The 21,376-nt window shown below is 63.4% G+C and carries 20 protein-coding genes and 1 tRNA gene; 18 read left to right on the top strand and 3 right to left on the bottom strand.

Translation table 11 applies throughout. The annotated features are described in order from the left end of the window. Positions 1-84: 84 nt before the first annotated feature. Positions 85-528 carry a copper chaperone PCu(A)C gene (locus R1T44_RS15980; protein WP_284727586.1) on the top strand — a complete coding sequence of 148 codons (444 nt, stop codon included), beginning with the start codon at positions 85-87 and terminating at the stop codon, positions 526-528. 148 nt (positions 529-676) lie between these two features. On the opposite strand, the gene R1T44_RS15985 is transcribed toward R1T44_RS15980, so the two are convergent. Beyond that, a complete protein-coding gene (locus tag R1T44_RS15985) occupies positions 677-1,288 on the bottom strand; it encodes a LysE family translocator (RefSeq protein WP_054556894.1) in 612 nt (203 codons plus the stop codon). Positions 1,289-2,226: 938 nt separating this feature from the next. Here R1T44_RS15985 and R1T44_RS15990 point away from each other — a divergent pair. Then, positions 2,227-2,472, top strand: coding sequence for a hypothetical protein (locus tag R1T44_RS15990; protein WP_279837496.1), 246 nt, complete (start codon positions 2,227-2,229; stop codon positions 2,470-2,472). A 256-nt stretch (positions 2,473-2,728) separates the two neighbouring features. Here R1T44_RS15990 and R1T44_RS15995 read toward each other — a convergent pair. Beyond that, a tRNA-Leu gene (locus tag R1T44_RS15995) sits at positions 2,729-2,814 on the bottom strand. Positions 2,815-3,221: 407 nt separating this feature from the next. Between R1T44_RS15995 and queA the strand changes: the two genes are divergently transcribed. From queA to secF, 5 genes are all read left to right on the top strand, one after another. Beyond that, positions 3,222-4,253: a tRNA preQ1(34) S-adenosylmethionine ribosyltransferase-isomerase QueA gene (gene queA, locus R1T44_RS16000; RefSeq protein WP_107336757.1), complete on the top strand. Its 1,032-nt coding sequence runs from the start codon at positions 3,222-3,224 to the stop codon at positions 4,251-4,253. Positions 4,254-4,408: 155 nt separating this feature from the next. Then, the gene (tgt, locus tag R1T44_RS16005; RefSeq protein ID WP_438265391.1) at positions 4,409-5,527 is read left to right on the top strand and encodes a tRNA guanosine(34) transglycosylase Tgt; all 1,119 of its coding nucleotides are present in this window, start codon (positions 4,409-4,411) and stop codon (positions 5,525-5,527) included. Between the two features lie 130 nt (positions 5,528-5,657). Then, on the top strand, positions 5,658-5,993 hold the full coding sequence (gene yajC, locus R1T44_RS16010) for a preprotein translocase subunit YajC (protein WP_043333819.1): 336 nt from the start codon (positions 5,658-5,660) through the stop codon (positions 5,991-5,993). A gap of 70 nt (positions 5,994-6,063) precedes the next feature. Further along, positions 6,064-7,914 carry a protein translocase subunit SecD gene (gene secD, locus R1T44_RS16015; protein WP_284727239.1) on the top strand — a complete coding sequence of 617 codons (1,851 nt, stop codon included), beginning with the start codon at positions 6,064-6,066 and terminating at the stop codon, positions 7,912-7,914. Between the two features lie 12 nt (positions 7,915-7,926). Further along, the gene (secF, locus tag R1T44_RS16020; RefSeq protein ID WP_284727240.1) at positions 7,927-8,832 is read left to right on the top strand and encodes a protein translocase subunit SecF; all 906 of its coding nucleotides are present in this window, start codon (positions 7,927-7,929) and stop codon (positions 8,830-8,832) included. A 127-nt stretch (positions 8,833-8,959) separates the two neighbouring features. Here the strand turns inward: secF and R1T44_RS16025 are convergent, their stop codons facing one another. After that, entirely contained in the window at positions 8,960-9,754 is a 795-nt protein-coding gene (locus R1T44_RS16025) for an inositol monophosphatase family protein (protein ID WP_043333816.1), read from the bottom strand. A 505-nt stretch (positions 9,755-10,259) separates the two neighbouring features. Between R1T44_RS16025 and R1T44_RS16030 the strand changes: the two genes are divergently transcribed. The 11 genes from R1T44_RS16030 (at position 10,260) to hisS (ending at position 21,373) form a co-directional block, all read left to right on the top strand. After that, positions 10,260-11,057, top strand: a complete 798-nt coding sequence (locus tag R1T44_RS16030; RefSeq protein ID WP_054556868.1) for an RNA methyltransferase — start codon at positions 10,260-10,262, stop codon at positions 11,055-11,057. Between the two features lie 9 nt (positions 11,058-11,066). Further along, positions 11,067-12,020 carry a serine O-acetyltransferase gene (gene cysE / locus R1T44_RS16035; protein ID WP_284727241.1) on the top strand — a complete coding sequence of 318 codons (954 nt, stop codon included), beginning with the start codon at positions 11,067-11,069 and terminating at the stop codon, positions 12,018-12,020. Between the two features lie 142 nt (positions 12,021-12,162). Continuing rightward, complete coding sequence (locus R1T44_RS16040) at positions 12,163-12,636, top strand: Fe-S cluster assembly transcription factor (RefSeq protein WP_043333815.1); 474 nt, start codon at positions 12,163-12,165, stop codon at positions 12,634-12,636. Positions 12,637-12,761: 125 nt separating this feature from the next. Beyond that, complete coding sequence (locus tag R1T44_RS16045) at positions 12,762-13,910, top strand: aminotransferase class V-fold PLP-dependent enzyme (RefSeq protein WP_317292292.1); 1,149 nt, start codon at positions 12,762-12,764, stop codon at positions 13,908-13,910. Positions 13,911-13,925: 15 nt separating this feature from the next. After that, complete coding sequence (locus R1T44_RS16050; protein WP_043333813.1) at positions 13,926-14,252, top strand: HesB/IscA family protein; 327 nt, start codon at positions 13,926-13,928, stop codon at positions 14,250-14,252. A 240-nt stretch (positions 14,253-14,492) separates the two neighbouring features. Then, the gene (gene ndk, locus R1T44_RS16055; protein ID WP_043333812.1) at positions 14,493-14,918 is read left to right on the top strand and encodes a nucleoside-diphosphate kinase; all 426 of its coding nucleotides are present in this window, start codon (positions 14,493-14,495) and stop codon (positions 14,916-14,918) included. 354 nt (positions 14,919-15,272) lie between these two features. Beyond that, a complete protein-coding gene (gene rlmN / locus R1T44_RS16060) occupies positions 15,273-16,430 on the top strand; it encodes a 23S rRNA (adenine(2503)-C(2))-methyltransferase RlmN (RefSeq protein ID WP_043333811.1) in 1,158 nt (385 codons plus the stop codon). Between the two features lie 131 nt (positions 16,431-16,561). After that, the gene (pilW, locus tag R1T44_RS16065) at positions 16,562-17,485 is read left to right on the top strand and encodes a type IV pilus biogenesis/stability protein PilW (protein WP_284727243.1); all 924 of its coding nucleotides are present in this window, start codon (positions 16,562-16,564) and stop codon (positions 17,483-17,485) included. Positions 17,486-17,812: 327 nt separating this feature from the next. Next, positions 17,813-18,850, top strand: coding sequence for a RodZ domain-containing protein (locus R1T44_RS16070; RefSeq protein ID WP_284727244.1), 1,038 nt, complete (start codon positions 17,813-17,815; stop codon positions 18,848-18,850). 11 nt (positions 18,851-18,861) lie between these two features. After that, the gene (gene ispG, locus R1T44_RS16075; RefSeq protein WP_043333809.1) at positions 18,862-19,977 is read left to right on the top strand and encodes a flavodoxin-dependent (E)-4-hydroxy-3-methylbut-2-enyl-diphosphate synthase; all 1,116 of its coding nucleotides are present in this window, start codon (positions 18,862-18,864) and stop codon (positions 19,975-19,977) included. A gap of 112 nt (positions 19,978-20,089) precedes the next feature. Then, positions 20,090-21,373 (top strand): histidine--tRNA ligase, encoded by a 1,284-nt coding sequence (gene hisS, locus R1T44_RS16080; protein WP_084589419.1) that lies wholly within the window; start codon positions 20,090-20,092, stop codon positions 21,371-21,373. The last annotated feature ends 3 nt before the right edge of the window (positions 21,374-21,376 follow it).

A 21,376-nucleotide genomic window follows, 5' to 3' on the forward strand; every position in this document is an offset into this window, starting at 1 on the left:
GGCGCGCCGCGACGCGCCGGACAGATATCGGCTGGCCTGACCGTCCTTCGCACCATCGCCACCACCGCCAGCAGATGGCTGGCGATGCTAGCCCTGCTCTCCCTTGCCACCATTCACGCCTCGGCTCAGGAGCCCCCAACCGCCACCCCCCATGTCGAGCAAGCCTTTGCGCTACCGACGCCACCGGGTGCCACGACCGGGGCCGCCTACCTGACACTCTCGATCGCAAAGGGCGATGCCATGCTGACAGGCGCTAGCACGCCGATGGCCGCCACGGTCGAATTGCACAGCATGCAAGTCACGCAAGAGCGCATGCAGATGCACAGAATCGAGCAACTGGCGATTTCCTCAGACGCGCCGCTGACGATGGCTCCCGGCGGAGGCCCCCATCTGATGCTGATCGGGCTGACGCAGCCACTCATTGCGGGCGACAGGCTGCCACTGACACTGCATTTCCTGGCGAGACCTGACACGAGCCTTGAGGTCTCGATCAAGGACTACGCCGAGATGATGTCGCTCAGTGAGTAACGCCATCGGTGCATACGCCTCTCTCTACAAACACCTCTATCTGCAAGCGCCTCAACCCGCGAAACGCGCATGCAAAACGGCCCTGACACAAGGTGCCAGGGCCGTTTTCTCAAGAAGCGCCAGATCCTCACTGGGCTGACAGGCTGTCTCAAAGCCCCCAGACCACCCGCAACGCCAGCCCCAGCAACACCACGCCCGTCAGACGATTGATCCACATCGCACGCGCCTGCAACCAGGGCAGCACCCGCGAGTGCGACAGCACCAGTGCCACCAGCACATACCAGAGCCCGTCGATGCCCATGGCCGTCACGACGACCAGCCACTTGCCCATCTCGCTCATCTCCGGCGTGATCAACTGACTGAGCAGCGCCACGAAGAACAGGATCAACTTGGGGTTGGCCAGCGCCACCATGAAACCATCGCGTATCGCCATGGAGCGAGACGTCGTGACGGCCTGCGCCTCCAGCGCTCCACCGCGGCCTGCCCGCAGCGCCTTGAACCCCAACCAGGCCAGATAGACTGCGCCCAACAGCATGATCGCCTGGAAGACGCCCGGATAATGAACGATCAAGGCGCCGAGCCCCCAGGCAGTCAGCGCGGCGTACAACCCGACTCCCAACGCATGACTGATACCGGCGGCGACCCCCGCACTCCTGCCGCCGCCCAGGGTATGGCGCAACACCATCGCCAGACTCGGTCCGGGCGACATCGCCCCCATCGCGCATAGCGCAACCAGTGACAACCACAGATTCAGCGGCATCCAATGCATGAAGGTCATTCCATGTTCCAGTCAATTGGTGAAAGCGACACTGCGCCGGCCTTGGACATACACCTGGGGGATCACCTGACAGTAGCCCGGCGCTCGCGATGGGGCCCGCCCTACCCATCCGGCGCTGCTCAAGGGATGAGAGCATCGGACACATACGACTCCCACCAAGTCTTCAGGCAGACGCAGTCGAGTGTATCAAGCGCCGTGCTGATGCGGCAGCAGGCCATATGGACGACCTGAACATGCCCCTCACGATAGGTGTCACACGGGCTAGACCGTCCGCCCTCGAAGGCGGCCGTCGTGCATGGATTTATATGAGAACATAATAAAGTACAGAAATTTACACATTTGAAAACTTGTGCAACAAATTAGACGTTGTACAAGTTTATGATAACCAGTAACGTCTCTACCGCTGCTCAGGAAGAGCGGCAGGTTCAGCGTAGTGACAGGCCAAGTGCACAGGAAGTGCAGCCAGGGACAGGCCCTGTCAAAGGATGACGCGCAGGCTTGGGGGCTTCGCTCCCGGCCAGGAAGATTCGTAAGCCTGAGCGGGTAGGTTTACGAATCTTCATGACTGGCAAGCCTGCGAGCTCAGGGAAAGAGAGCACTACGCTGAATGACACCGAATTCAGTCAGTTTCTGAAAGGTGTACAAGATTCTTGCGGGTCAGTAGCGCCCGATCGCTGCTCAGGAAGAGCGGCAGGTTCAGCGTAGTGACGGGCCAAGTGCACAGGAAGTGCAGCCAGGGACAGGCCCTGTCAGAGGATGACGCGCAAGCATGGGAAGCTTCACTCCCCGGCCAGCAAGATCCATGAGTCTGAGCGATTGATTCATGGGCCTTGATGGCTGGCAGGTTTGCGAACTCAAGGAAAGAGACCACTACGCTGCACCTCACCAGATTCAGTCAATTGCTGAGAAGGAGAGGAGACATGGAAGGGAAAGCTCAAGCCGCACTGTGTTGTCCGGCATGCTCCGGCCTGAAGATGGAGTATCAGTACCACACCCCATCGGCCGACCACCTGGTGCACTGCCAGGATTGCCATGAATACGTCGGCATGTGGTTTACCCTGCGCCAGGAACTCGCGATCCAGAACACCCGCATCGCACTCCTCGCCCCCTCCCTCGCCAGCAACAGCATCTATCGACGCGTAAAGAGCGTTCCACAACAGGCGTGAGCCGCCGTCTGGATGCACAAGACACAGGGAAGCCCCGACATTCGTTCGGGGCTTCCCTGTGTCTGGGCCCCTGCCGTCACGTACAGAGCACAGACAAGCAGCTGCCATCGCCAGCGCCATGACAGGCGAAGCGTGAAGAGATAAGCAAGGACTGGTATTCGGGGCAGGGACTGAGCGCGAGCGAAGAACCACAAGGGAGATGAATCGGCGGGAGCCAGAAACGCAAAAAGCCGCTCGAAAGCGACTTTTTCAATTCTGGTGCCGGTGGTCGGACTCGAACCGACACGCCTATTAAGCGGCGGATTTTGAATCCGCTGCGTCTACCAATTCCGCCACACCGGCAACGGAGCGAAATTATACGGGACATTGCGCCAAGGTCAACGAGTTTTGGCGTCAGATCAGACACATGGAGCGCTTCCTCACACCCCACGCCGCAGTGGGCTGAGGCGTGTCGCCCGCAAACGGGTCTTCGCGTGGACGATGGCATTGGGTATCATGAGCGACCTTTTTCGTCTGCCCAGACAGCCAAGGCCTCGAGAGTGTCGCACCTGACTGCCCCACCCGCAGAAAGGGAGCCATGCGCTCGCGACGAGAGCGCCAGTGTCTCAGGGCGGCATCTCCCCATTGTGCATGTACGCATGCCACGGAGCGCACCACGCGCCTCGTGCTATCAGAGTGTCAGGTTGGCCATGTCACGTATCGATTCCGGTGATGCCTCGGGCGTTGCCACACCTAACGACGCGCGCCCGATGCAGCGCAGCGATTACGATTTCAGCCTGCCGGATGAGCTGATTGCCCGCTACCCGTCAGAGCAGCGCAGCGATTGCCGTCTGCTGCATCTGGATGGCAAGAGCGGCGAGATCGTGCACCGTCGCTTCCCGGATCTGCTCGAGCAGCTGGAACCCGGCGATGTCGTGGTGTTCAACGACACCCGCGTGATCCCCGCGCGCCTGCATGGCCAGAAAGCCTCCGGCGGCAAGATCGAGATGCTGCTGGAGCGCCCGCTGGACGCCCATCGCGGCCTGGCGCACATCCGCTCCAGCAAGTCGCCCAAGCCGGGCACCGAGCTGATCTTCGAAGGCGGCATCACGGCCGTGGTCGAAGGCCGTCAGGAGGCGCTGTTCGAGCTGCGCTTCCACGGCGAGACGCCGATGATCGAGCTGCTCAACCAGCACGGTCACATGCCGCTGCCGCCTTATATCACTCGGGATGACGAACTGTCGGATCGCGAGCGCTATCAAACGGTCTATGCCAAGCGAGATGGCGCCGTGGCCGCCCCGACGGCGGGCCTGCACTTCGATGAGCCGATCATGGCCGCCATGGCCGAGAAAGGCATCGAGACCGCCTTCGTCACCCTGCATGTGGGCGCCGGCACCTTCCAGCCGGTGCGCGTCGACAGCATTCTCGAGCACCACATGCATAGCGAGTGGATCGAGGTCGGTCAGGAAGCCTGCGACAAGATCGCCCGCGCCCGCGCTGCTGGCCGCCGCGTAGTCGCCGTCGGCACCACCAGCGTGCGCTGTCTCGAGAGCGCCGCCAAGGCCCACGCTGGTGAGCTGGCCCCCTACTCCGGCGACACCGACATCTTCATCTACCCGGGCTACGAATGGCAGGTAGTGGATCTGTTGATCACCAACTTCCATCTGCCGGAATCGACCCTGCTGATGCTGGTCTCGGCTTTCGCCGGCTACGAGCACACCATGGCGGCCTATCAGGCGGCGGTGGAAGAGCGCTACCAGTTCTTCAGCTATGGCGATGCCATGCTGCTGGAACGCGCCTGAACCCCCTTTTCTGACATGGCCCCGGCATTCGCCGAGGGCCGTGTCATGCGCAGTTAACGCGCCCCGCGCTATGCTGCGGCATAGTGGCATCGACACACCAGCTGCGGCCTGTTTCGCCGCCAAGCAAAGAGAGCACCATGCGTAAAGAATGCTTCATGAGCTTTGAAAAGCTCGCGACCGATGGCCGTGCACGTCGTGGCCGCATGACCTTCCCGCGCGGCACCGTGGAAACCCCGGCCTTCATGCCGGTGGGCACCTACGGCACCGTCAAGGGCATGACGCCGGAGTCCATCAAGGAGATCGGCGCCGAGATCATCCTCGGCAACACCTTCCACCTGTGGCTGCGCCCGGGTACGGAAGTCATCGAAGCGCATGGCGATCTGCATGACTTCGCGCAGTGGGACAAGCCGATCCTGACCGATTCCGGCGGCTTCCAGGTCTTCTCGCTGGGCAAGACGCGCAAGATCACCGAACAGGGCGTTCACTTCCGCTCACCGGTCGATGGCTCCAAGGTCTTCATGGGCCCGGAAGAATCGATGGCGGTGCAGCGCTCGCTGGGCTCCGACATCGTGATGATCTTCGATGAGTGCACGCCGTACCCGGCCACCCATGATGAAGCGCGCAAGTCCATGGAGATGTCCCTGCGCTGGGCGCAGCGCTCCTACGACGCGCATGGCGACTCGCCGTCGGCGCTGTTCGGCATCATCCAGGGCGGCATGTACCCGGACCTGCGCGAGAAGTCCCTCGAGGGCCTCAAGAAGATCGATTTCGACGGCTACGCCATCGGCGGCCTGTCCGTGGGCGAGCCCAAGGACGAGATGATCAAGGTTCTCGACTACCTCCCCGAGTGGATGCCGGAAGACAAGCCGCGCTATCTGATGGGCGTCGGCAAGCCGGAAGACCTGGTCGAGGGCGTGCGGCGTGGCGTCGACATGTTCGATTGCGTGATGCCGACCCGCAACGCGCGCAACGGCCACCTGTTCACGCCGACGGGCACCGTCAAGATCCGCAACGCCGTCCACAAGCGTGACACCTCACCGCTGGACCCGGACTGCGATTGCTACACCTGCACCAATTTCTCGCGCGGCTATCTGCATCACCTTGATCGCTGTGGAGAAATGCTCGGCTCGATGCTCAACACCATCCACAATCTGCGCTACTACCAGACCGTGATGGCTGGTTTGCGCGGTGCAATTGAAGCGGGTACATTGCAGGACTTCGTGGAACAGTTCTATGCCGCGCGCGGCCTGCCGGTGCCGCCGCTGGCCGACTGATCGAGGCGAATGACGACCGGGGGCCAAATCCTCCGGTCGTCTTGATATTCGACTCGAGCCAGACGTGAAGAAGAGCCTGAATCACGCTCATTGCATAACAACAGTTCACTCGTAACCTCTGGAGATACACATGCTGGAATTCCTGATTCCTGCCGCACACGCGGAAGCCGAAGCGGCTGTCGCCGGCGGCGGCGCCATCGGCCAGATCGTCATGCTGGTCGGCTTCGTGGTCATTTTCTATTTCCTGCTCTGGCGTCCGCAGTCCAAGCGCGCCAAGGAACACAAGAACCTGATCGGCAATCTGGCCAAGGGTGACGAAGTCGTCATCGGTGGTGGCCTGGTTGGCCGCATCACCAAGGTCAGCGAGCAGTTCATCACCATGGAGCTGAACGAAGGCAACGAAGTCAACGTGCAGAAGTCTGCCGTGGCTGCAGTCCTGCCGAAGGGCACCATCAAGTCCATCTGATCCCTCCTGCTGCCGGCCCCTGTGCCGGCAGCATGCTTTTCTCTCCCGCTCCACCAAGGACAGGGCTGCCATGCTCAACCGCTATCCGCTTTGGAAGTACCTGGTGATCTGCCTGGTACTTGCCGTCGGCGTGATCTACGCATTGCCGAATCTCTACCCCGAAGACCCGGCTGTGCAGATCAGTGCCGCCAGCGGCGCCGAGGCCATCGACCAGCAAGACCTCGATCGCGCCACCAGTGCCCTCGAAAACGCCGGCATCACGCCCAAATCCGGGGAACTCAACGGTTCCACCGGCCTGATTCGCCTTACCAGCAACGACCAGCAGCTGCGCGCCAAGGAACTGATCAGCGAGACGCTCGGCGATGACGCCATCGTCGCGCTGAACCTGGCCGACGCCACGCCGTCGTGGCTGGCCAGCCTCGGTGCCTCACCGATGAAGCTGGGCCTTGACCTGCGTGGCGGTGTCCACTTCCAGCTGGAAGTCGACATGGACGCCGCGGTCAAGCAGCGCCTGGAAGTCAACGCCAGCGCCATCAAGGAAACCCTGCGCGAGGAGCGTATCCGCTACCGCGGCAGCGAAGTCGACGACGGCACCCTGAGCCTGACGTTCTCCGATGAGGAAGACCGTTCGAAGGCGCGCTCACTGATCTCGCGCGACTTCCAGAACTTCGAATACGACGAGCGCGATGTCGAGCGTGGGGCCGTACTGGACCTCACCCTGACCGCCGCCGCCGTCAAGGATATTCAGGATTACGCGGTCAATCAGAACCTGACCACGATCCGCAATCGCGTCAACGAGCTGGGCGTGTCCGAGCCGCTGGTTCAGCGCCAGGGCCCGAACCGCATCGTGGTCGAGCTGCCGGGCGTGCAGGACACGGCCGCCGCCAAGCGCGTGCTGGGTGCCACCGCCAACCTCGAATTCCGTCTGGAAGCGGCCAGCGACACGCCGGCCAGCGAGATGGAGAGCTTCGCGTTCCGCAACCAGCCGAGCCGTACCGCCAACATCATGAAGGACGTGATCATCAGCGGCGACAGCGTCTCCAGCGCCAGCACCAGCTTCGATGAAAGCGGCCGTCCGCAGGTCAATATCAACCTGGACGGTACCGGTGGCTCGATCATGAACCGCGTCACGCGTGCCGCGATCGGCCGCAACATGGCGGTGCTGTTCATCGAGCACAAGACCCGCACGCGCACCGTGATGGAAGACGGCGAGAAGGTCGAGAAGCGCATCCCGTACACCGAGAAGGGGCTGATCAGTCTGGCGACCATCCAGAGTGCACTGGGCAACAGCTTCCGCATCACCGGCCTCGACTCGCCGACGGAAGCCAAGGAGCTGTCGCTGCTGCTGCGTTCCGGCTCACTGGCCGCGCCGATCTACTTCGTGCAGGAACGCACCATCGGCCCGAGCCTCGGTGCCGAGAACATCTCGCGCGGCATCCTGTCCGTCGAGCTGGGCCTGCTGCTGGTCGTGCTGTTCATGCTGGCGCGCTACAAGGCCTTCGGTGTCGTCGCCAACGTGGCCCTGACCGCCAATCTGGCGATCCTGATTGCCGCGATGTCGATGCTGGGCGCCACCCTGACCCTGCCGGGTATCGCCGGTATCGTGCTGACGCTGGGCATGGCGGTGGATGCCAACGTGCTGATCTTCGAGCGTATCCGCGAGGAAATGCGCTCCAAGATGCCGCTGCACCAAGCCGTGCACACCGGCTTCGAGCGCGCCTTCACCTCCATCGTCGATGCCAACATCACCACCCTGCTGGTCGCGGTGATCCTGTTCTCCATCGGCAGTGGCCCGGTCAAGGGCTTCGCGGTGACGCTGTCCATCGGCATCCTGACGTCGATGTTCACGGCGATCATGGTCTCGCGCGGCATCATCAATCTTGCCATTGGCGGCAAGACACTCAAGAAACTCTGGATCTGAGGGGCCATCGTGATGCGACAGTTTGACTTCATGAGCAAGCGGCGCGCGGCCTTCATCGTCTCCATCGTGCTGACGATCGTGGCCATTGGCGCCCTTGTGATTCATGGCCTGAACCTGGGCCTCGACTTTACCGGCGGCACCCTGGTGGAAGTGAAATACCAGGCGGCACCGGCGCTGGAGAGCGTGCGCCAGACACTGGAAGCCGCCGGCTACAAGGATGTCTCGGTCCAGACCTTCGGCGCCAGCAACGAGATTCTGGTGCGTCTGCAGCAGAGCTTCGAAGCCGGCATCGGCAATGACATCGTGGCGCATCTGCAGGCCACCGGTGACAGCGTCAACCTGATCCGCGCCGAGTTCGTCGGCGCCCAGGTCGGTGATCAGCTGCGTGACCAGTCCGGTCTCGGCATGCTGCTCGCCCTGGCCGTGGTGATGGTCTACGTGGCCTTCCGCTTCCAGTACAAGTTCGCCCTCGGCGCACTCATCTCGCTGGGTCACGACGTCATCATCCTGCTGGGCATCTTCGCCCTGTTCGGACTCGACTTCGACCTGACGGTACTGGCCGCGGTGCTGGCCGTGATCGGCTACTCATTGAACGACACCATCATCGTCTACGACCGCATTCGCGAGAACATCCGCAAATCGCGTACCGATGACATGCCGTCGATCTTCAATGATGCCATCAACGCGACGCTGTCACGCACGCTGTCCACCTCCGGCACCACCTTGCTGGTGTTGCTGGCGCTGTTCTTCCTCGGCGGTGACATGATCCACAACTTCGCCATCGCACTGATCATCGGTGTGGTCGCGGGGACCTTCTCGTCCATCTACGTGGCAGCGGCGCTGCTGCTGGTGGTCGGCCTGAAGCGTGTGGATCTGATCCCCCCGCCCAAGGAGCAGTTCGAGGACGGCGCGCCGTAAGCGCCTCCGCTCGTTCAGCTCGGCACGGATCGCCAGGCACAAAAAAACCCCACCTCATGCGAGGTGGGGTTTTTTTCGTTCTCCAGACGGCCCCGAAGGCTGTCAGGTCACGTCGTCTTGCAGGGTCTTACAGGTGCGGCTGCATGGTCTGCGCCAGCGCCTTGTACAGACGTGCGCCAGCGGCCATCAGGGTGCCTTCGGCAACCACGACCGGCGTGCCGTCGGCACTGCCTGCCAGCGCGCCACATTCCTTCAGGAACAGGCTGACGATCTCGCTGTCACCGGCATCCAGACCCAGCACATAGACGGCATCGACGCGGCCGGAGGCCAGCTCGAGCACGTCCAGCAGCGCACAGCCGCTGGTGCGCAGCATCTCGACCTGCGGGCCGACCTGCTGAACGATGGAGAGGTAGGTCGGCAGGTGACGCGGACGCTGCCAGCTTTCCGGCAGGCCCATCGCCAGACGCGCACCTTCGATGGAGGTAGCGTTGGTCACGCGGATACGGTGACCGGAGTGCTGGGCGCCACGACCGCGGCTGACGATGTACTCTTCGTCAGTGAACGGTGCGATGACCACGGCGTGCTCGGCACGGCCCTTGAACAGGCAGACCACGGACAGCGCGAAGCCGGAGGCCGCGGATGCCAAGTTGGAGTAACCGTGCACCGGCTCGATGCGCCAGTGGTAGTCAGAGCCCTGACCTTCACCATCGCGATGGTCGGTATAACGGCCGGAGAGACCGTGTTGCGGATAACCGCGCTCCAGCTGACGCACGATGTGCGCTTCGGCGCGACGTGCAGTGTCTGCAATGAAGGTGTCGAGATCGTTGTCGCCACGGGCGACTTCGATACGTTCACGAGCACGGACGAACTGCTCTGCGGCACCGCGTGCAGCACGCAGCGCAAATTGGACCATCGGATGCATGATCAAGGCCTTGACGAGTCGGGAGCTGTTAAAGAACGGGTGCCACGGCGCGTGAGACATCAACGCGGCGCAACACGGATCGAGCGAAACTGGGTGCAATCAGATCAGGCGGTCATGTAGCCCGTACAGGAATCCTGATACGGCGCGGGGCGCGCTGCATAGTGCAATGTATGCAGACTGCCAGCCGCCACAGCACGCGGCGCCAGCGAGGGCGAACACATGTTGCGACATGACGGGACGGCGTAGTCTATCAGAGCTCGGCTCGAGCTGCCATTGCCTGCGGCCACCCTCTGCCTGCGCGTCGCCTCCCTGCGCCCTGCCCGCGCGCGCCTCCCCCGCGCCGCTCTTGCCCTCAACACCGGCGGGAAACTGCTCCCTGACGCGGCTTCATGCTAGGATATCGGGTCCTGACGCGCGATTTATCGCTGAGTCTGCGTATGCGGATCACGCACTGCGCCAGCCGCGTCGGCCGACCCGCCCTTCAATTGCTATCCTGGAAGTCCTCATGCTTGAACGTCTGCGCATTGTCCTGATTGGCACCAGCCATCCCGGCAACATTGGTGGTGCAGCCCGCGCCATGCTCAATATGGGCCTGGCCGATCTCGCACTGGTCGCGCCGCGATGTCAGGTGCAATGCCAGGAATCCGCCTCACGCGCCTCGGGTGCCGATGCACTCGTCGCCAGCGCCTCGGTGCACGAGACACTGGAAGAGGCCGTGGCGGATTGCAGTCTGGTGGTCGGCTGCAGCGCACGTTCGCGCAACCTGCCGTGGCCGATGATCACGCCGCGCGCCTTCGGTGCCACCCTGGCCGATGAAGCCCGCCTGCCGGATGCCCGCGTGGCCATCGTCTTCGGCCGCGAGGATTCCGGGCTCTCCAATGAAGAGCTGCAGCGCTGCCACCGCCACGTCCACATCCCGACCAATCCGGATTTCAGCTCGCTGAATCTGGCCGCGGCGGTACAGGTGCTGGCCTATGAGTGCCGCCAGGCGTGGCTGGCCGACCAGGAAGCCGCCGGCGAGACGCCGCGTGCCGAGGATGACCAGCCGTTCGGTATCGACTGGGACAGCCCGCTGGCCAGCCATGCCGACCTCGAGCGCCTGTTCGAGCATCTCGAGAAGACACTGATCAGCGTCGACTTCCTCGATCCGGAACAGCCGCGCCAGCTGATGGCACGCCTGCGTCGCCTCTATCTGCGCGCGCGTCCGGACAGCATGGAAATCAACATTCTGCGCGGCATTCTTTCCGCGGTGGACAAGCAGGTTCGCCTGGCACAAGCCGACACGGCCAACCGCACTTCCTGAGGACACGCCATGTTCACTCGACTGCGTGAAGACATCGATAGCGTGTTTGCCCGTGACCCGGCGGCGCGCAACTTCTTTGAAGTCCTGACCAACTATCCGGGCCTGCATGCGCTGGTGGCCCATCGCATCAATCACTGGCTATGGCGCCACAACGCCAAATGGCTGGCGCGCACCGGCTCGACCCTGATGCGCTGGCTGACCGGCATCGAGATCCACCCGGGCGCCACCATCGGTCGGCGCTTCTTCATCGACCACGGCATGGGCGTCGTGATCGGCGAGACCGCCCTGATCGGCGATGACGTGACCCTCTATCATGGCGTCACCCTCGGCGGCACCACCTGGAACGCCGGCAAGCGCCACCCGACCCTCGGCGATGGCGTCATCGTCGGTGCCGGCGCCAAGATTCTCGGCCCGTTCACCGTCGGTGCCGGCGCCAAGGTCGGCTCCAATGCCGTGGTCACGCGTGAAGTGCCTGCCGGTGCCACCGTCGTCGGCATTCCCGGCAAGATCGTCAAGCGCGCCGAGCCGGATGTGGCGGAGGAGCCGTCAGTCGACCCGGAAAGCCGCGAGGCCATGAAGGAGAAGTTCGGCTTCGATGCCTACGGCATGGGCCAGGACATGCCCGATCCGGTCGCGCGCTCCATGCATGCGATGCTCGATCACATGCATGCCGTGGACAAGCGCATCGAACAGATGTGCGGCACGCTGCGCAAGCTGGATGCCAGCTATCGCGCCGGGCGCCTGCCCGAGCTCGACGACGCCGACTTCGCCCAGCTGATCGATGAACTGGGGCCCTGCGGTGGCGAGACGACCGTCGCTGACGTGGCCGCAGCCCAGGGCAGCACCTCGCCCAAGGCCGGGGGCGCTGCATCCAGCGCATCGCAGGGCGCTGCCCCGACTGAGCAATCACCGACCGAGCAGGCAAGCGATACGCAGGAGTCCGCCGAACGTCAGCATGGCTAAAGTTGACCAATTCAGTCGGGATTGACCCCGCCAGACCACCCCACCATAATGGGGCGCATTGATACGCCGTCTCGCCAGAGGCGGCGACTACGCCCGGCCTCGTCCTCAACGTCGCAGGCTCCATCTGCTCACGGACTCTGTCATGCGCCTGACCACCAAGGGACGCTACGCCGTCACCGCGATGCTCGATCTGGCCCTGCATGCCAGTTGCGGCCCGACCTGTCTGGCCGATATTTCCGTACGCCAGGGCATCTCGCTGTCGTATCTAGAGCAACTGTTTGCACGTCTGCGGCGTGCAGGTCTGGTCAAGAGCGTGCGTGGCCCCGGTGGCGGTTATCTGCTGGATACCGAACTCGAGACCACCTCGGTGGCGTGCATCATCGACGCCGTCAACGAGTCAGTCGATGCCACACGCTGTCAGGGAATGTCGGACTGTCAGGCCGGTGACACCTGCCTGACGCACCATCTGTGGTGTGATCTGTCCGACGAGATCCACGGCTTTCTCGACGGCATCAGCCTGGCCGACCTGGTCGCGCGCGAAGAGATTCGCCAGATCGCCAGTCGTCAGCGCAAGGCGTGCGAGCCGACACCGATCACCGTCATGCAAGGCAGCTGAGCGGCGCTTGCCAGCCAGGCTGAGCACGGCCAGCCGAGGCGATGCTCGCCGCGCCCCGTCACCCTCGAGTTCGCCTTCATCACGTTCACCGTCATCACTGTCTGTCGTGTCTTCAGGAAGTCACCATGTCCCAGCCGATCTACCTTGACTATGCCGCCACCACGCCCGTCGACCCACGCGTCGCCGAGCTGATGATGCGTCACCTGACGCAGGAGGGCACCTTCGCCAATCCGGCCTCGCGCAGTCACATGCCGGGCTGGCTGGCCGAGCAGGCCGTCGAGGGCGCACGTCGTCAGGTCGCCGAACTGATCGGTGCCGACCCGCGTGAGATCGTCTGGACCAGCGGTGCCACCGAAGCCGACAACCTGGCGCTGACCGGCTACATGCGTGCCAATGCCGCGCGTGGCCGCCATCTGATCACCTCGACCATCGAGCACAAGGCGATTCTGGATACCGCCAGTGCGCTGGAAGCGGAAGGCTTCGAGGTCACGCGCATCGCGCCGCAGCCTGACGGGCGCATCAGCCCGGACAGCCTGCGCGACGCCCTGCGCAGCGACACCATCCTGGTATCGCTGATGGCCGTGAACAACGAGCTGGGCAGCCTGAATGACCTGGATGCGCTGGGCGACATCGCCCACTCGCATGGTGCGGCCTTCCATGTCGATGCCGCCCAGGCGCCCGGCAAGGTGCAGATCGATGTCAGCCGTCAGCCCATCGACATGCTGTCGCTGTCCGCCCACAAGGCCTACGGCCCCAAGGGCATCGGCGCGCTGTACGTGCGTCGCCAGCCGAAGATCAAGGTCGATGCCCTGATCCACGGCGGTGGTCATGAGCGCGGCATGCGTTCCGGCACCCTGCCGACCCATCAGATCGTCGGCATGGGCGAGGCCTACCGCCTGAGCGCCGAGCAGTTCGACGCCGATCACCAGCACCTCGTCGCGCTGCGTGATCAGTTCGTCGCCGGGCTTGCCGGCCTTGAAGGCGTGCACTTCAATACCGATATAGGGGTCAGCGCGCCCAACATCGTCAATCTCGCCTTCGAGGGCGTGGATGGCGAGGCGATGCTGATGGCGCTGCGCGGCATCGCGATTTCCACCGGCTCGGCCTGCAATTCCGCCAGTGTCGAACCGTCGTTCGTCCTCACCGGCATCGGGGTGCCCCGTCCGCTGGCGCTGGCATCACTACGCTTCAGCTTCGGTCGTTTCACCACCGCTGCCGACATCGAATCCGCGCTCGGCGAACTCAGGCATGCCCTGACGTCGCTGCGCGCCTGACCCGGGAGACTGCTCATGGCACATCTGTCGATTTCCTCCTCCGCCGCCGACCAGATCCGCGTCGTGCTGGCCGAGCGCGGCCACGGCCTTGGCCTGCGTGTCTCGGTCAAGCCCAGCGGCTGCTCCGGCTACAGCTACGTGCTCGACTTCGCTGACGAGGTCAACGAGGAAGACGCCGTCTTCGTCGATCACGGCGCTACCGTCTATGTCGACACCGAAGCCCTCACCGTGCTCGACGGCTCCGAAGTGGACTACGTCAAGGACGGCCTGAACCGCTACTTCCGCTTCAACAACCCCAACGTCAAGGACGAGTGTGGTTGTGGCGAGAGCTTCAGCGTCTAGGCCAGGCTTCAGCGTCCAGGCCAGGCGCAACGCCCGAGCCGACCCTCAGTGCCTCGCCAGCCCATGCCGACGAGGCGCTTGCCATCTGTGCGTCATGCGACTCAGGCATGATGGATGCAGCCGGTGGCACTTGCCGCTATAATGCCGCCCACTTTTGTCGCGCGCATGCCGACAGAGCCCGTTTTCCGCCGTTCGGCATCTGCCGTGCGGCTCTTCAAAGCTTGTCTCAGGAGATTCACCATGACTCAGCGTACTCTGTCCATCATCAAGCCGGATGCCGTTGCCAAGAACGTGATCGGCGAAATCTACTCTCGCTTCGAGAAGGCCGGTCTGCAGATCGTCGCTTCCAAGATGGTTCACCTGTCCAAGGAACAGGCCGAAGGCTTCTACGCTGAGCACAGCGAACGTGGCTTCTTCGGCGAGCTGGTCGGCTTCATGACTTCCGGCCCGGTCATGATCCAGGTGCTGGAAGGCGAAGACGCCATCACCAAGAACCGCGACCTGATGGGCGCTACCAACCCGAAGGAAGCAGAAGCCGGCACCATCCGTGCAGACTTCGCCACTTCCATCGACGCCAACGCCGTTCACGGTTCTGACGCGCCGGAATCTGCTGCTCGCGAAATCGCCTACTTCTTCGGCGACAACGAAATCTGCCCGCGCGGTTGATTTCGCCTTGTACGACTGAGAAGCCCGGCCCTTCGGGGCACGCGTCTCCCAGCCGTGCATGACACGACGGCCCTGCCTGCGAGGCGGGGCCGTCGTGGTATCGGACGTGCTGAAGCGTCGCGCGACAGCATGCACCCCCTGAAGCAGATTCGACGCTTGAGCAGGTCCGATACGCTTTTCTGAAAGCCGCTGCAGCGCCCTCTCCCCACGCCATGTGACGCCCACGCGCACTGCGCTGATGATGAGAGCCTCTTGAGGTCTGCGAACCATCGCCACCTCCGCTGACAGCGTCGCCCTGCAGACGTCTATCCTTTGTGTGACGCCTGCCCATCCCTGACACGACCGGCCCATACCATGACTGATACCACTGCAACTGCCACCGATGCCGCGGCCCCTGCCGCCGTCAAGCTCACCAACCTGCTGGGGCTGCCGCGCCCGGCGATGGAAGCCTTCTTCGAGAGCATCGGCGAGAAGAAATTCCGCGCCACCCAGGTGATGAAATGGATTCACCAGGAAGGCGTCGACAGCTTCGACGAGATGACCAACCTCGCCAAGCCGCTGCGCGAGCGCCTCAAGCAGGTCGCCGAGATCCGTGCGCCGGGCATCGTCTATGAAGGCGAGTCCAAGGACGGCACCCGCAAGTGGGTGCTGGAAGTCAGCGATGGCAGCTATGTCGAGACCGTGCTGATCCCATCCGAGAACGGCAACCGTCGCACCCTGTGCGTGTCTTCCCAGGTCGGTTGCTCGCTGGACTGCAGCTTCTGCTCCACCGGCAAGCAGGGCTTCGAGCGTGACCTGACCGCCGCCGAGATCATCGGCCAGGTGTGGGTCGCCACCCGTGGCGCCGAAGACCGCAAGGACACCCGCAAGCGTCCGGTCACCAACGTGGTGATGATGGGCATGGGCGAGCCGCTGATGAACTACGACAACGTCGTGCCGGCGATGAAGCTGATGCTGGACGACAACGCCTATGGCCTGTCCAAGCGTCGCGTCACCCTCTCCACCTCCGGTGTGGTGCCCAAGCTGGACCAGCTCGGCGACGAGATGGACGTCAGCCTGGCGATCTCGCTGCACGCAGCCAACGATGAACTGCGCAACGTGCTGGTGCCGATCAACCGCAAGTGGAACATCCGCGCGCTGCTCGACTCCTGCCATCGCTACCTGGCCAAGTGTGACGACGCGCGTATCGTCACCATCGAGTACACCCTGATCAAGGACGTCAACGACCAGATCCAGCACGCCGAGGAACTGGCCGCGCTGCTCGACGAGCTGCCGTGCAAGATCAACCTGATCCCGTTCAACCCGTTCCCGCATTCCGGTTACGAGAAGCCGTCACGCAACCAGGTGATGCGCTTCCAGCAGCGTCTCTATGAGCTGGGCTACACCGCACCGGTGCGCGCGACCCGTGGCGATGACATCGACGCCGCCTGTGGCCAGCTGGTCGGTCAGGTCAAGGACCGCACCCGTCGCGCCGAGCGTTACATCAACGCCATCCAGCTCGACGCCGACTGAGCGGCTGCCAGCCCTGACCTGACGCTATCGCCATAGCCATGCGCCGCCCTGCCACCTTGACTTGTGGCAGGTGCGGCGCTTTGATGGGGGCGCTTTTGTTGCCTGCCGCGACCCTCGCCCGCAGGCACATCATGAGCCTTCATTCACGCGAGGATTGCATGCCGAGTCGTCTGCCCCGTCATCGCACCAATGAGCATGACCCTGTCGCCCATCACTCTGTCGCACAGGGCACTGTCGCACAGGGCCCCTGCCAGCATGATTCCCACACCCGCACCGCTGCTCGCGGCATCACTCGCCGCACCAGAGCCCTGCTGCTGTGCCTCGGATTTGCCGGCCTGACCCTCGCAGGCTGCGCGACACGCGTGGAAACCAACGACCCCTACGCCCCACCGGATGACAACAAGGCCTCGAACGCCTACGTGGAACTTGGAGAGGCCTATCTAGGTCGTAATCAGCTGCAACGCGCCGACAGCGCCTTCCAGAAGGCACTCAAGCTGCAGAGCAGCAATGCCGAGGCCAAGGCCGGGCTGGCGATGATCTATCAGCGCCAGGGTGAGAACGTGCTCGCCGATGACTATTTCAATCAGGCCATTTCCAGCGATCCGTCCTTTACCCGTGCGCGCAACAACTACGCGGCCTTTCTCTACTCTCGCGGTGAATACGTCGAGGCCTGTCGGCAGCTCGAGATCGCGGCGGAAGACCTGACCTACGACAATCGTGGCCAGCTCTATACCAATCTGGGCCGCTGTCAGTTGCAGCTGGGCAAGACCAGCGAGGCCGCGAAGAGTTTCGAGCGCGCCGTCAAGATCAATCCGCGTGAGTCAGAGGCCTGGTTGGCGGTGGCACGCATGTCACATGACGCCGGCGACAATGACGCCGCCCAGTCGGCGCTGAGCCGCTACTTCCGTCTGGCAGGCACCGATAGCGACAGTCTCGCCCTGGCCGTCGATGTGGCCACCGCACGCGGCGACAGCCGTCTGGCAGACCTCTACAGCCGTCAGCTGGAGCAGGTCATGACACGGGAATCCGGTCGCGCGGTGATTCGCACTCCCTGAGCGAGGCGCAACGACGCCGCTGATGGCACCACCTCATGGGCGGGGTCGCTGCAAGCAGGACCGAGAAGACCGAATTGCCGGTGAAAATCTCGGCGCGGGCTTGGTATAGTGCCGACGCGGACGAACGTGTGTTCGTGCGCGTCGATTGGCATGGGAGGTCATCGCTTTTCACGCTGCTCACTCGCATGATGATCAACGAGTCGTGCAGCACCCGGCCAATCGCGCGACAGCATGCTCCAGCATCAGTGTCAGGAGCAGTTTCCCGCAGTACCGGAAGAGCGCCCGGATGTGCGTTCGGTAGACAGTTTTTCCTTACAAGGATGCGCCATGAGCGAACATCAACCCGCCCCTGATCAGCACGCCAGTGATGCACTGCCTGGCACGCGCCTCAAGCTGGAGCGCGAGCATCAGGGGTTGTCGCGTGATGAGGTGGCGACACAGCTCAACCTGCGCCCCAGCCTGGTCGATGACCTGGAACGCGACCACTACGACCAGATTCCCATCGCCGCGTACCGTCGCGGCTATCTGCGTGCCTATGCCCGCCTGCTGGGCATGGACGAGAAGGCGATCGTCGGGCAGTACAATGCCCAGTTCGGCACCACCGAAGCCGAGCGCTACACCCCCAGTTCCACGCCGTCGGTGCGCCCGCCGGGCAAGATGGGCAAGTACCTGTTCCGCCTCGTCAGCCTGCTGGTCATCGCCGGTCTGATCGGTCTCAGCTACGTGTGGTGGCAGAGTGGCGACTATGGCCGCACCTCGCCGGCGGAAACCTCCGCCCTCGAAGGTGGCAGCGATGCGGACAACGCCGCACCGGTCGTGAACGCCGATGGCTCCATCGAGCTTTCGCTCTCGCAGTCCTCTGCCAGCGAATCGGCGCCGTCCTCCACTGCTACCGCCACCGGTGATGCGTCTGCCATCGAGACAGGAGCACCTTCCGAGACGACAGCGCAGAGTGCTGACGCGCTCGATACAGGCGCAACCGCGCCGGGCGCTGCAGAGACTGGCACGTCAGCGTCTGGCGCTGCCACGGATAGCGCCGCTGCCACTGACGTGAGTGCTGTCGCCGATGCCAGTGCCGACACCACACAAGAGAGCGCAGCAGAAGAAGCTGCGCCAGCGGCAGACCCGCGCAAGCTCGAATTGACGTTCAACATCAATTCCTGGACCGACATTCGTGATGCCGATGGCAAGCGCCTGCTGCGCGGCAACAACGAGGCCGGCACCAGCACGACGCTGGAAGGCAAGCCGCCCTTCACGCTGACCATCGGCAATGCCTCTGGCGTCGAATTGCGTTACATGAATGAAGCGGTCGACCTCACGCGCGTCACTCGCGGCAGTGTCGCCAAACTCACACTCGGTGAATGATCCGGAATCCCATGCATAGTCACTCCCCCATCAAGCGCCGCGTCTCGCGCAAGATTCATGTCGGCAATGTGGCCGTCGGCGGCGATGCACCGATTTCCGTGCAGAGCATGACCAACACCGATACCAACGATGTCGCCGCCACCGTCGCGCAGATCAAGCGCCTCGAGGATGCCGGTGCCGATATCGTGCGTGTCAGCGTGCCGGACATGGATGCCGCCGAAGCCTTCGGTCGCATCAAGCAGCAGAGCAACATCCCGCTGGTGGCCGATATCCACTTCGATTACAAGATCGCCCTGCGTGTGGCGGAACTCGGCGTCGACTGCCTGCGCATCAACCCGGGCAACATCGGTCGTGAAGACCGCGTGCGCGCCGTGGTCAGCGCCGCCCGCGACAACGGCATCCCGATCCGCATCGGCGTCAACGCAGGCTCCCTGGAAAAGGACCTGCAGAAGAAATACGGCGAACCGACACCGGCGGCGCTGGTCGAATCTGCCATGCGTCACATCGACCATCTGGATCGCCTCGATTTCCAGGACTTCAAGGTCAGCGTCAAGGCCAGCGACGTGTTCATGGCCGTCGCCGCCTATCGTGACCTGGCAGCGCGCATCGAACAGCCGCTGCACCTGGGCATCACCGAAGCGGGCGGCCTGCGCTCGGGCACCGTAAAGTCTTCCATCGGCCTGGGCATGCTGCTGATGGACGGTATCGGTGACACCATCCGCGTGTCGCTGGCAGCGGACCCGGTCGAGGAGATCAAGGTCGGCTTCGACATGCTCAAGAGCCTCAAGCTGCGCGCCAAGGGCATCAACTTCATTGCCTGTCCCAGCTGCTCGCGTCAGAATTTCGACGTCATCAAGACCATGAACGAGCTGGAGACACGTCTTGAAGACGTGATGACGCCGCTGAACGTCTCGGTCATCGGCTGTGTCGTCAATGGCCCCGGCGAAGCCAAGGAGACCGATGTCGGTCTGACCGGCGGCAGCCCCGCCAACCTGGTCTACCTGGACGGCAAGCCGGCCAGCAAGTTGACCAATGACACCCTGGTTGACGATCTTGAGCGACTCATCCGTGACAAGGTCGCGGAAAAAGAGGCCCGTGAGGCCGACACTATCATCCGCCAGAGCTGAGCTTGTCTCGGCTGGCTTGCGCGTCATGATTGACGCGCCTTCGTCTCCCCACCCGCCTGCATGACGTCATGCGAGCGCCGTGGGGAGACGCGCAAGGATTCAGGAGAGAACGTTGAGTACCAAGATCCAGGCCATTCGTGGCATGAACGACCTGCTGCCGGACCAGTCACCGGTATGGCAATACTTCGAGCACCAGGTGGAAGCGCTGATGGGCCAGTACGGCTATCGCGAGATCCGCACCCCCATCGTCGAGCAGACCGCGCTGTTCAAGCGCTCCATCGGCGAAGTCACCGACATCGTCGAGAAGGAGATGTACACCTTCGACGACCGTAACGGCGACAGCCTGACCCTGCGTCCGGAAGGCACCGCCAGCTGCGTGCGCATGGCGATGGAGAATGGCCTGGTACACAACCAGATCCAGCGTCTGTGGTACACCGGCCCGATGTTCCGCCACGAGCGCCCGCAGAAGGGCCGTTATCGTCAGTTCCATCAGGTGGGCGTTGAAGCCTACGGCATGGAAGGTCCGGACATCGATGCCGAGATGATCCTGATCTCCGCGCGTCTGTGGCGCCAGCTGGGCCTGCTGGAGCACGTCACGCTCGAGCTCAACTCGCTGGGTAGCCTCGAGGCGCGTGCCGCCTATCGTGACCTGCTGGTCGAATACTTCGAACAGCACCTGGATGTCCTCGACGAAGACTCCAAGCGTCGTCTGCACAGCAACCCGCTGCGCATCCTCGACACCAAGAACCCGGACATGGCCGCCGTCGTCGACGCCGCGCCGCGCCTGGGGGATCACCTGGATGAAGAATCCCGCGTGCACTTCGAGGGCCTCAAGGCACGTCTCGACGCCGCTGGCATCGAGTACGTCATCAACCCGCGCCTGGTGCGTGGCCTCGATTACTACTCGCGCAGTGTGTTCGAATGGACCACCACCGCGCTGGGCAGCCAGGGCACCGTGTGTGCCGGCGGCCGCTACGACAGCCTGTTCGAACAGCTGGGCGGCAAGCCGGTACCGGCGGTCGGCTTCGCGATGGGCGTCGAGCGCCTCATCCTGTTGCTCGAGACGCTGGAACTGGTACCGCAGGACGTCCGCGAGACCGTCGATGTCTATCTGATGTCGATGGGCGAGCAGGCCGAAGGCGAAGCCATGCGTCTGGCCGAAGAGCTGCGCACCGCCCTGCCCAATCTGCGTCTGGTGCTGCATTGCGGTGGCGGCAGCTTCAAGAGCCAGATGAAGAAGGCCGACAAGAGCGGTGCTCGCATCGCGCTGATTCTCGGTGAGAATGAAGTCATCGAAGGCACGGTGGCGCTCAAGTTCCTGCGCGAGGAACGCGACCAGGAAACGCTGAACCAGCGTGCGCTGGGCGAACGTCTCGACAGCGTCTTCGGCGCCTGAGAC

Source organism: Cobetia amphilecti, from assembly GCF_032923285.1.
Classification (GTDB): Bacteria; Pseudomonadota; Gammaproteobacteria; order Pseudomonadales; family Halomonadaceae; genus Cobetia; species Cobetia amphilecti.

What these genes read in the sequence shown, in the direction of transcription:
- R1T44_RS15980 (WP_284727586.1), top strand. Translation starts at nt 85, where the DNA reads ATGCTAGCCCTGCTCTCCCTTGCCACCATTCACGCCTCGGCTCAGGAG.
- R1T44_RS15985 (WP_054556894.1), bottom strand. Translation starts at nt 1,288, where the DNA reads ATGCCGCTGAATCTGTGGTTGTCACTGGTTGCGCTATGCGCGATGGGG.
- R1T44_RS15990 (WP_279837496.1), top strand. Translation starts at nt 2,227, where the DNA reads ATGGAAGGGAAAGCTCAAGCCGCACTGTGTTGTCCGGCATGCTCCGGC.
- queA (WP_107336757.1), top strand. Translation starts at nt 3,222, where the DNA reads ATGCAGCGCAGCGATTACGATTTCAGCCTGCCGGATGAGCTGATTGCC.
- tgt (WP_438265391.1), top strand. Translation starts at nt 4,409, where the DNA reads ATGAGCTTTGAAAAGCTCGCGACCGATGGCCGTGCACGTCGTGGCCGC.
- yajC (WP_043333819.1), top strand. Translation starts at nt 5,658, where the DNA reads ATGCTGGAATTCCTGATTCCTGCCGCACACGCGGAAGCCGAAGCGGCT.
- secD (WP_284727239.1), top strand. Translation starts at nt 6,064, where the DNA reads ATGCTCAACCGCTATCCGCTTTGGAAGTACCTGGTGATCTGCCTGGTA.
- secF (WP_284727240.1), top strand. Translation starts at nt 7,927, where the DNA reads ATGCGACAGTTTGACTTCATGAGCAAGCGGCGCGCGGCCTTCATCGTC.
- R1T44_RS16025 (WP_043333816.1), bottom strand. Translation starts at nt 9,754, where the DNA reads ATGCATCCGATGGTCCAATTTGCGCTGCGTGCTGCACGCGGTGCCGCA.
- R1T44_RS16030 (WP_054556868.1), top strand. Translation starts at nt 10,260, where the DNA reads ATGCTTGAACGTCTGCGCATTGTCCTGATTGGCACCAGCCATCCCGGC.
- cysE (WP_284727241.1), top strand. Translation starts at nt 11,067, where the DNA reads ATGTTCACTCGACTGCGTGAAGACATCGATAGCGTGTTTGCCCGTGAC.
- R1T44_RS16040 (WP_043333815.1), top strand. Translation starts at nt 12,163, where the DNA reads ATGCGCCTGACCACCAAGGGACGCTACGCCGTCACCGCGATGCTCGAT.
- R1T44_RS16045 (WP_317292292.1), top strand. Translation starts at nt 12,762, where the DNA reads ATGTCCCAGCCGATCTACCTTGACTATGCCGCCACCACGCCCGTCGAC.
- R1T44_RS16050 (WP_043333813.1), top strand. Translation starts at nt 13,926, where the DNA reads ATGGCACATCTGTCGATTTCCTCCTCCGCCGCCGACCAGATCCGCGTC.
- ndk (WP_043333812.1), top strand. Translation starts at nt 14,493, where the DNA reads ATGACTCAGCGTACTCTGTCCATCATCAAGCCGGATGCCGTTGCCAAG.
- rlmN (WP_043333811.1), top strand. Translation starts at nt 15,273, where the DNA reads ATGACTGATACCACTGCAACTGCCACCGATGCCGCGGCCCCTGCCGCC.
- pilW (WP_284727243.1), top strand. Translation starts at nt 16,562, where the DNA reads ATGAGCCTTCATTCACGCGAGGATTGCATGCCGAGTCGTCTGCCCCGT.
- R1T44_RS16070 (WP_284727244.1), top strand. Translation starts at nt 17,813, where the DNA reads ATGAGCGAACATCAACCCGCCCCTGATCAGCACGCCAGTGATGCACTG.
- ispG (WP_043333809.1), top strand. Translation starts at nt 18,862, where the DNA reads ATGCATAGTCACTCCCCCATCAAGCGCCGCGTCTCGCGCAAGATTCAT.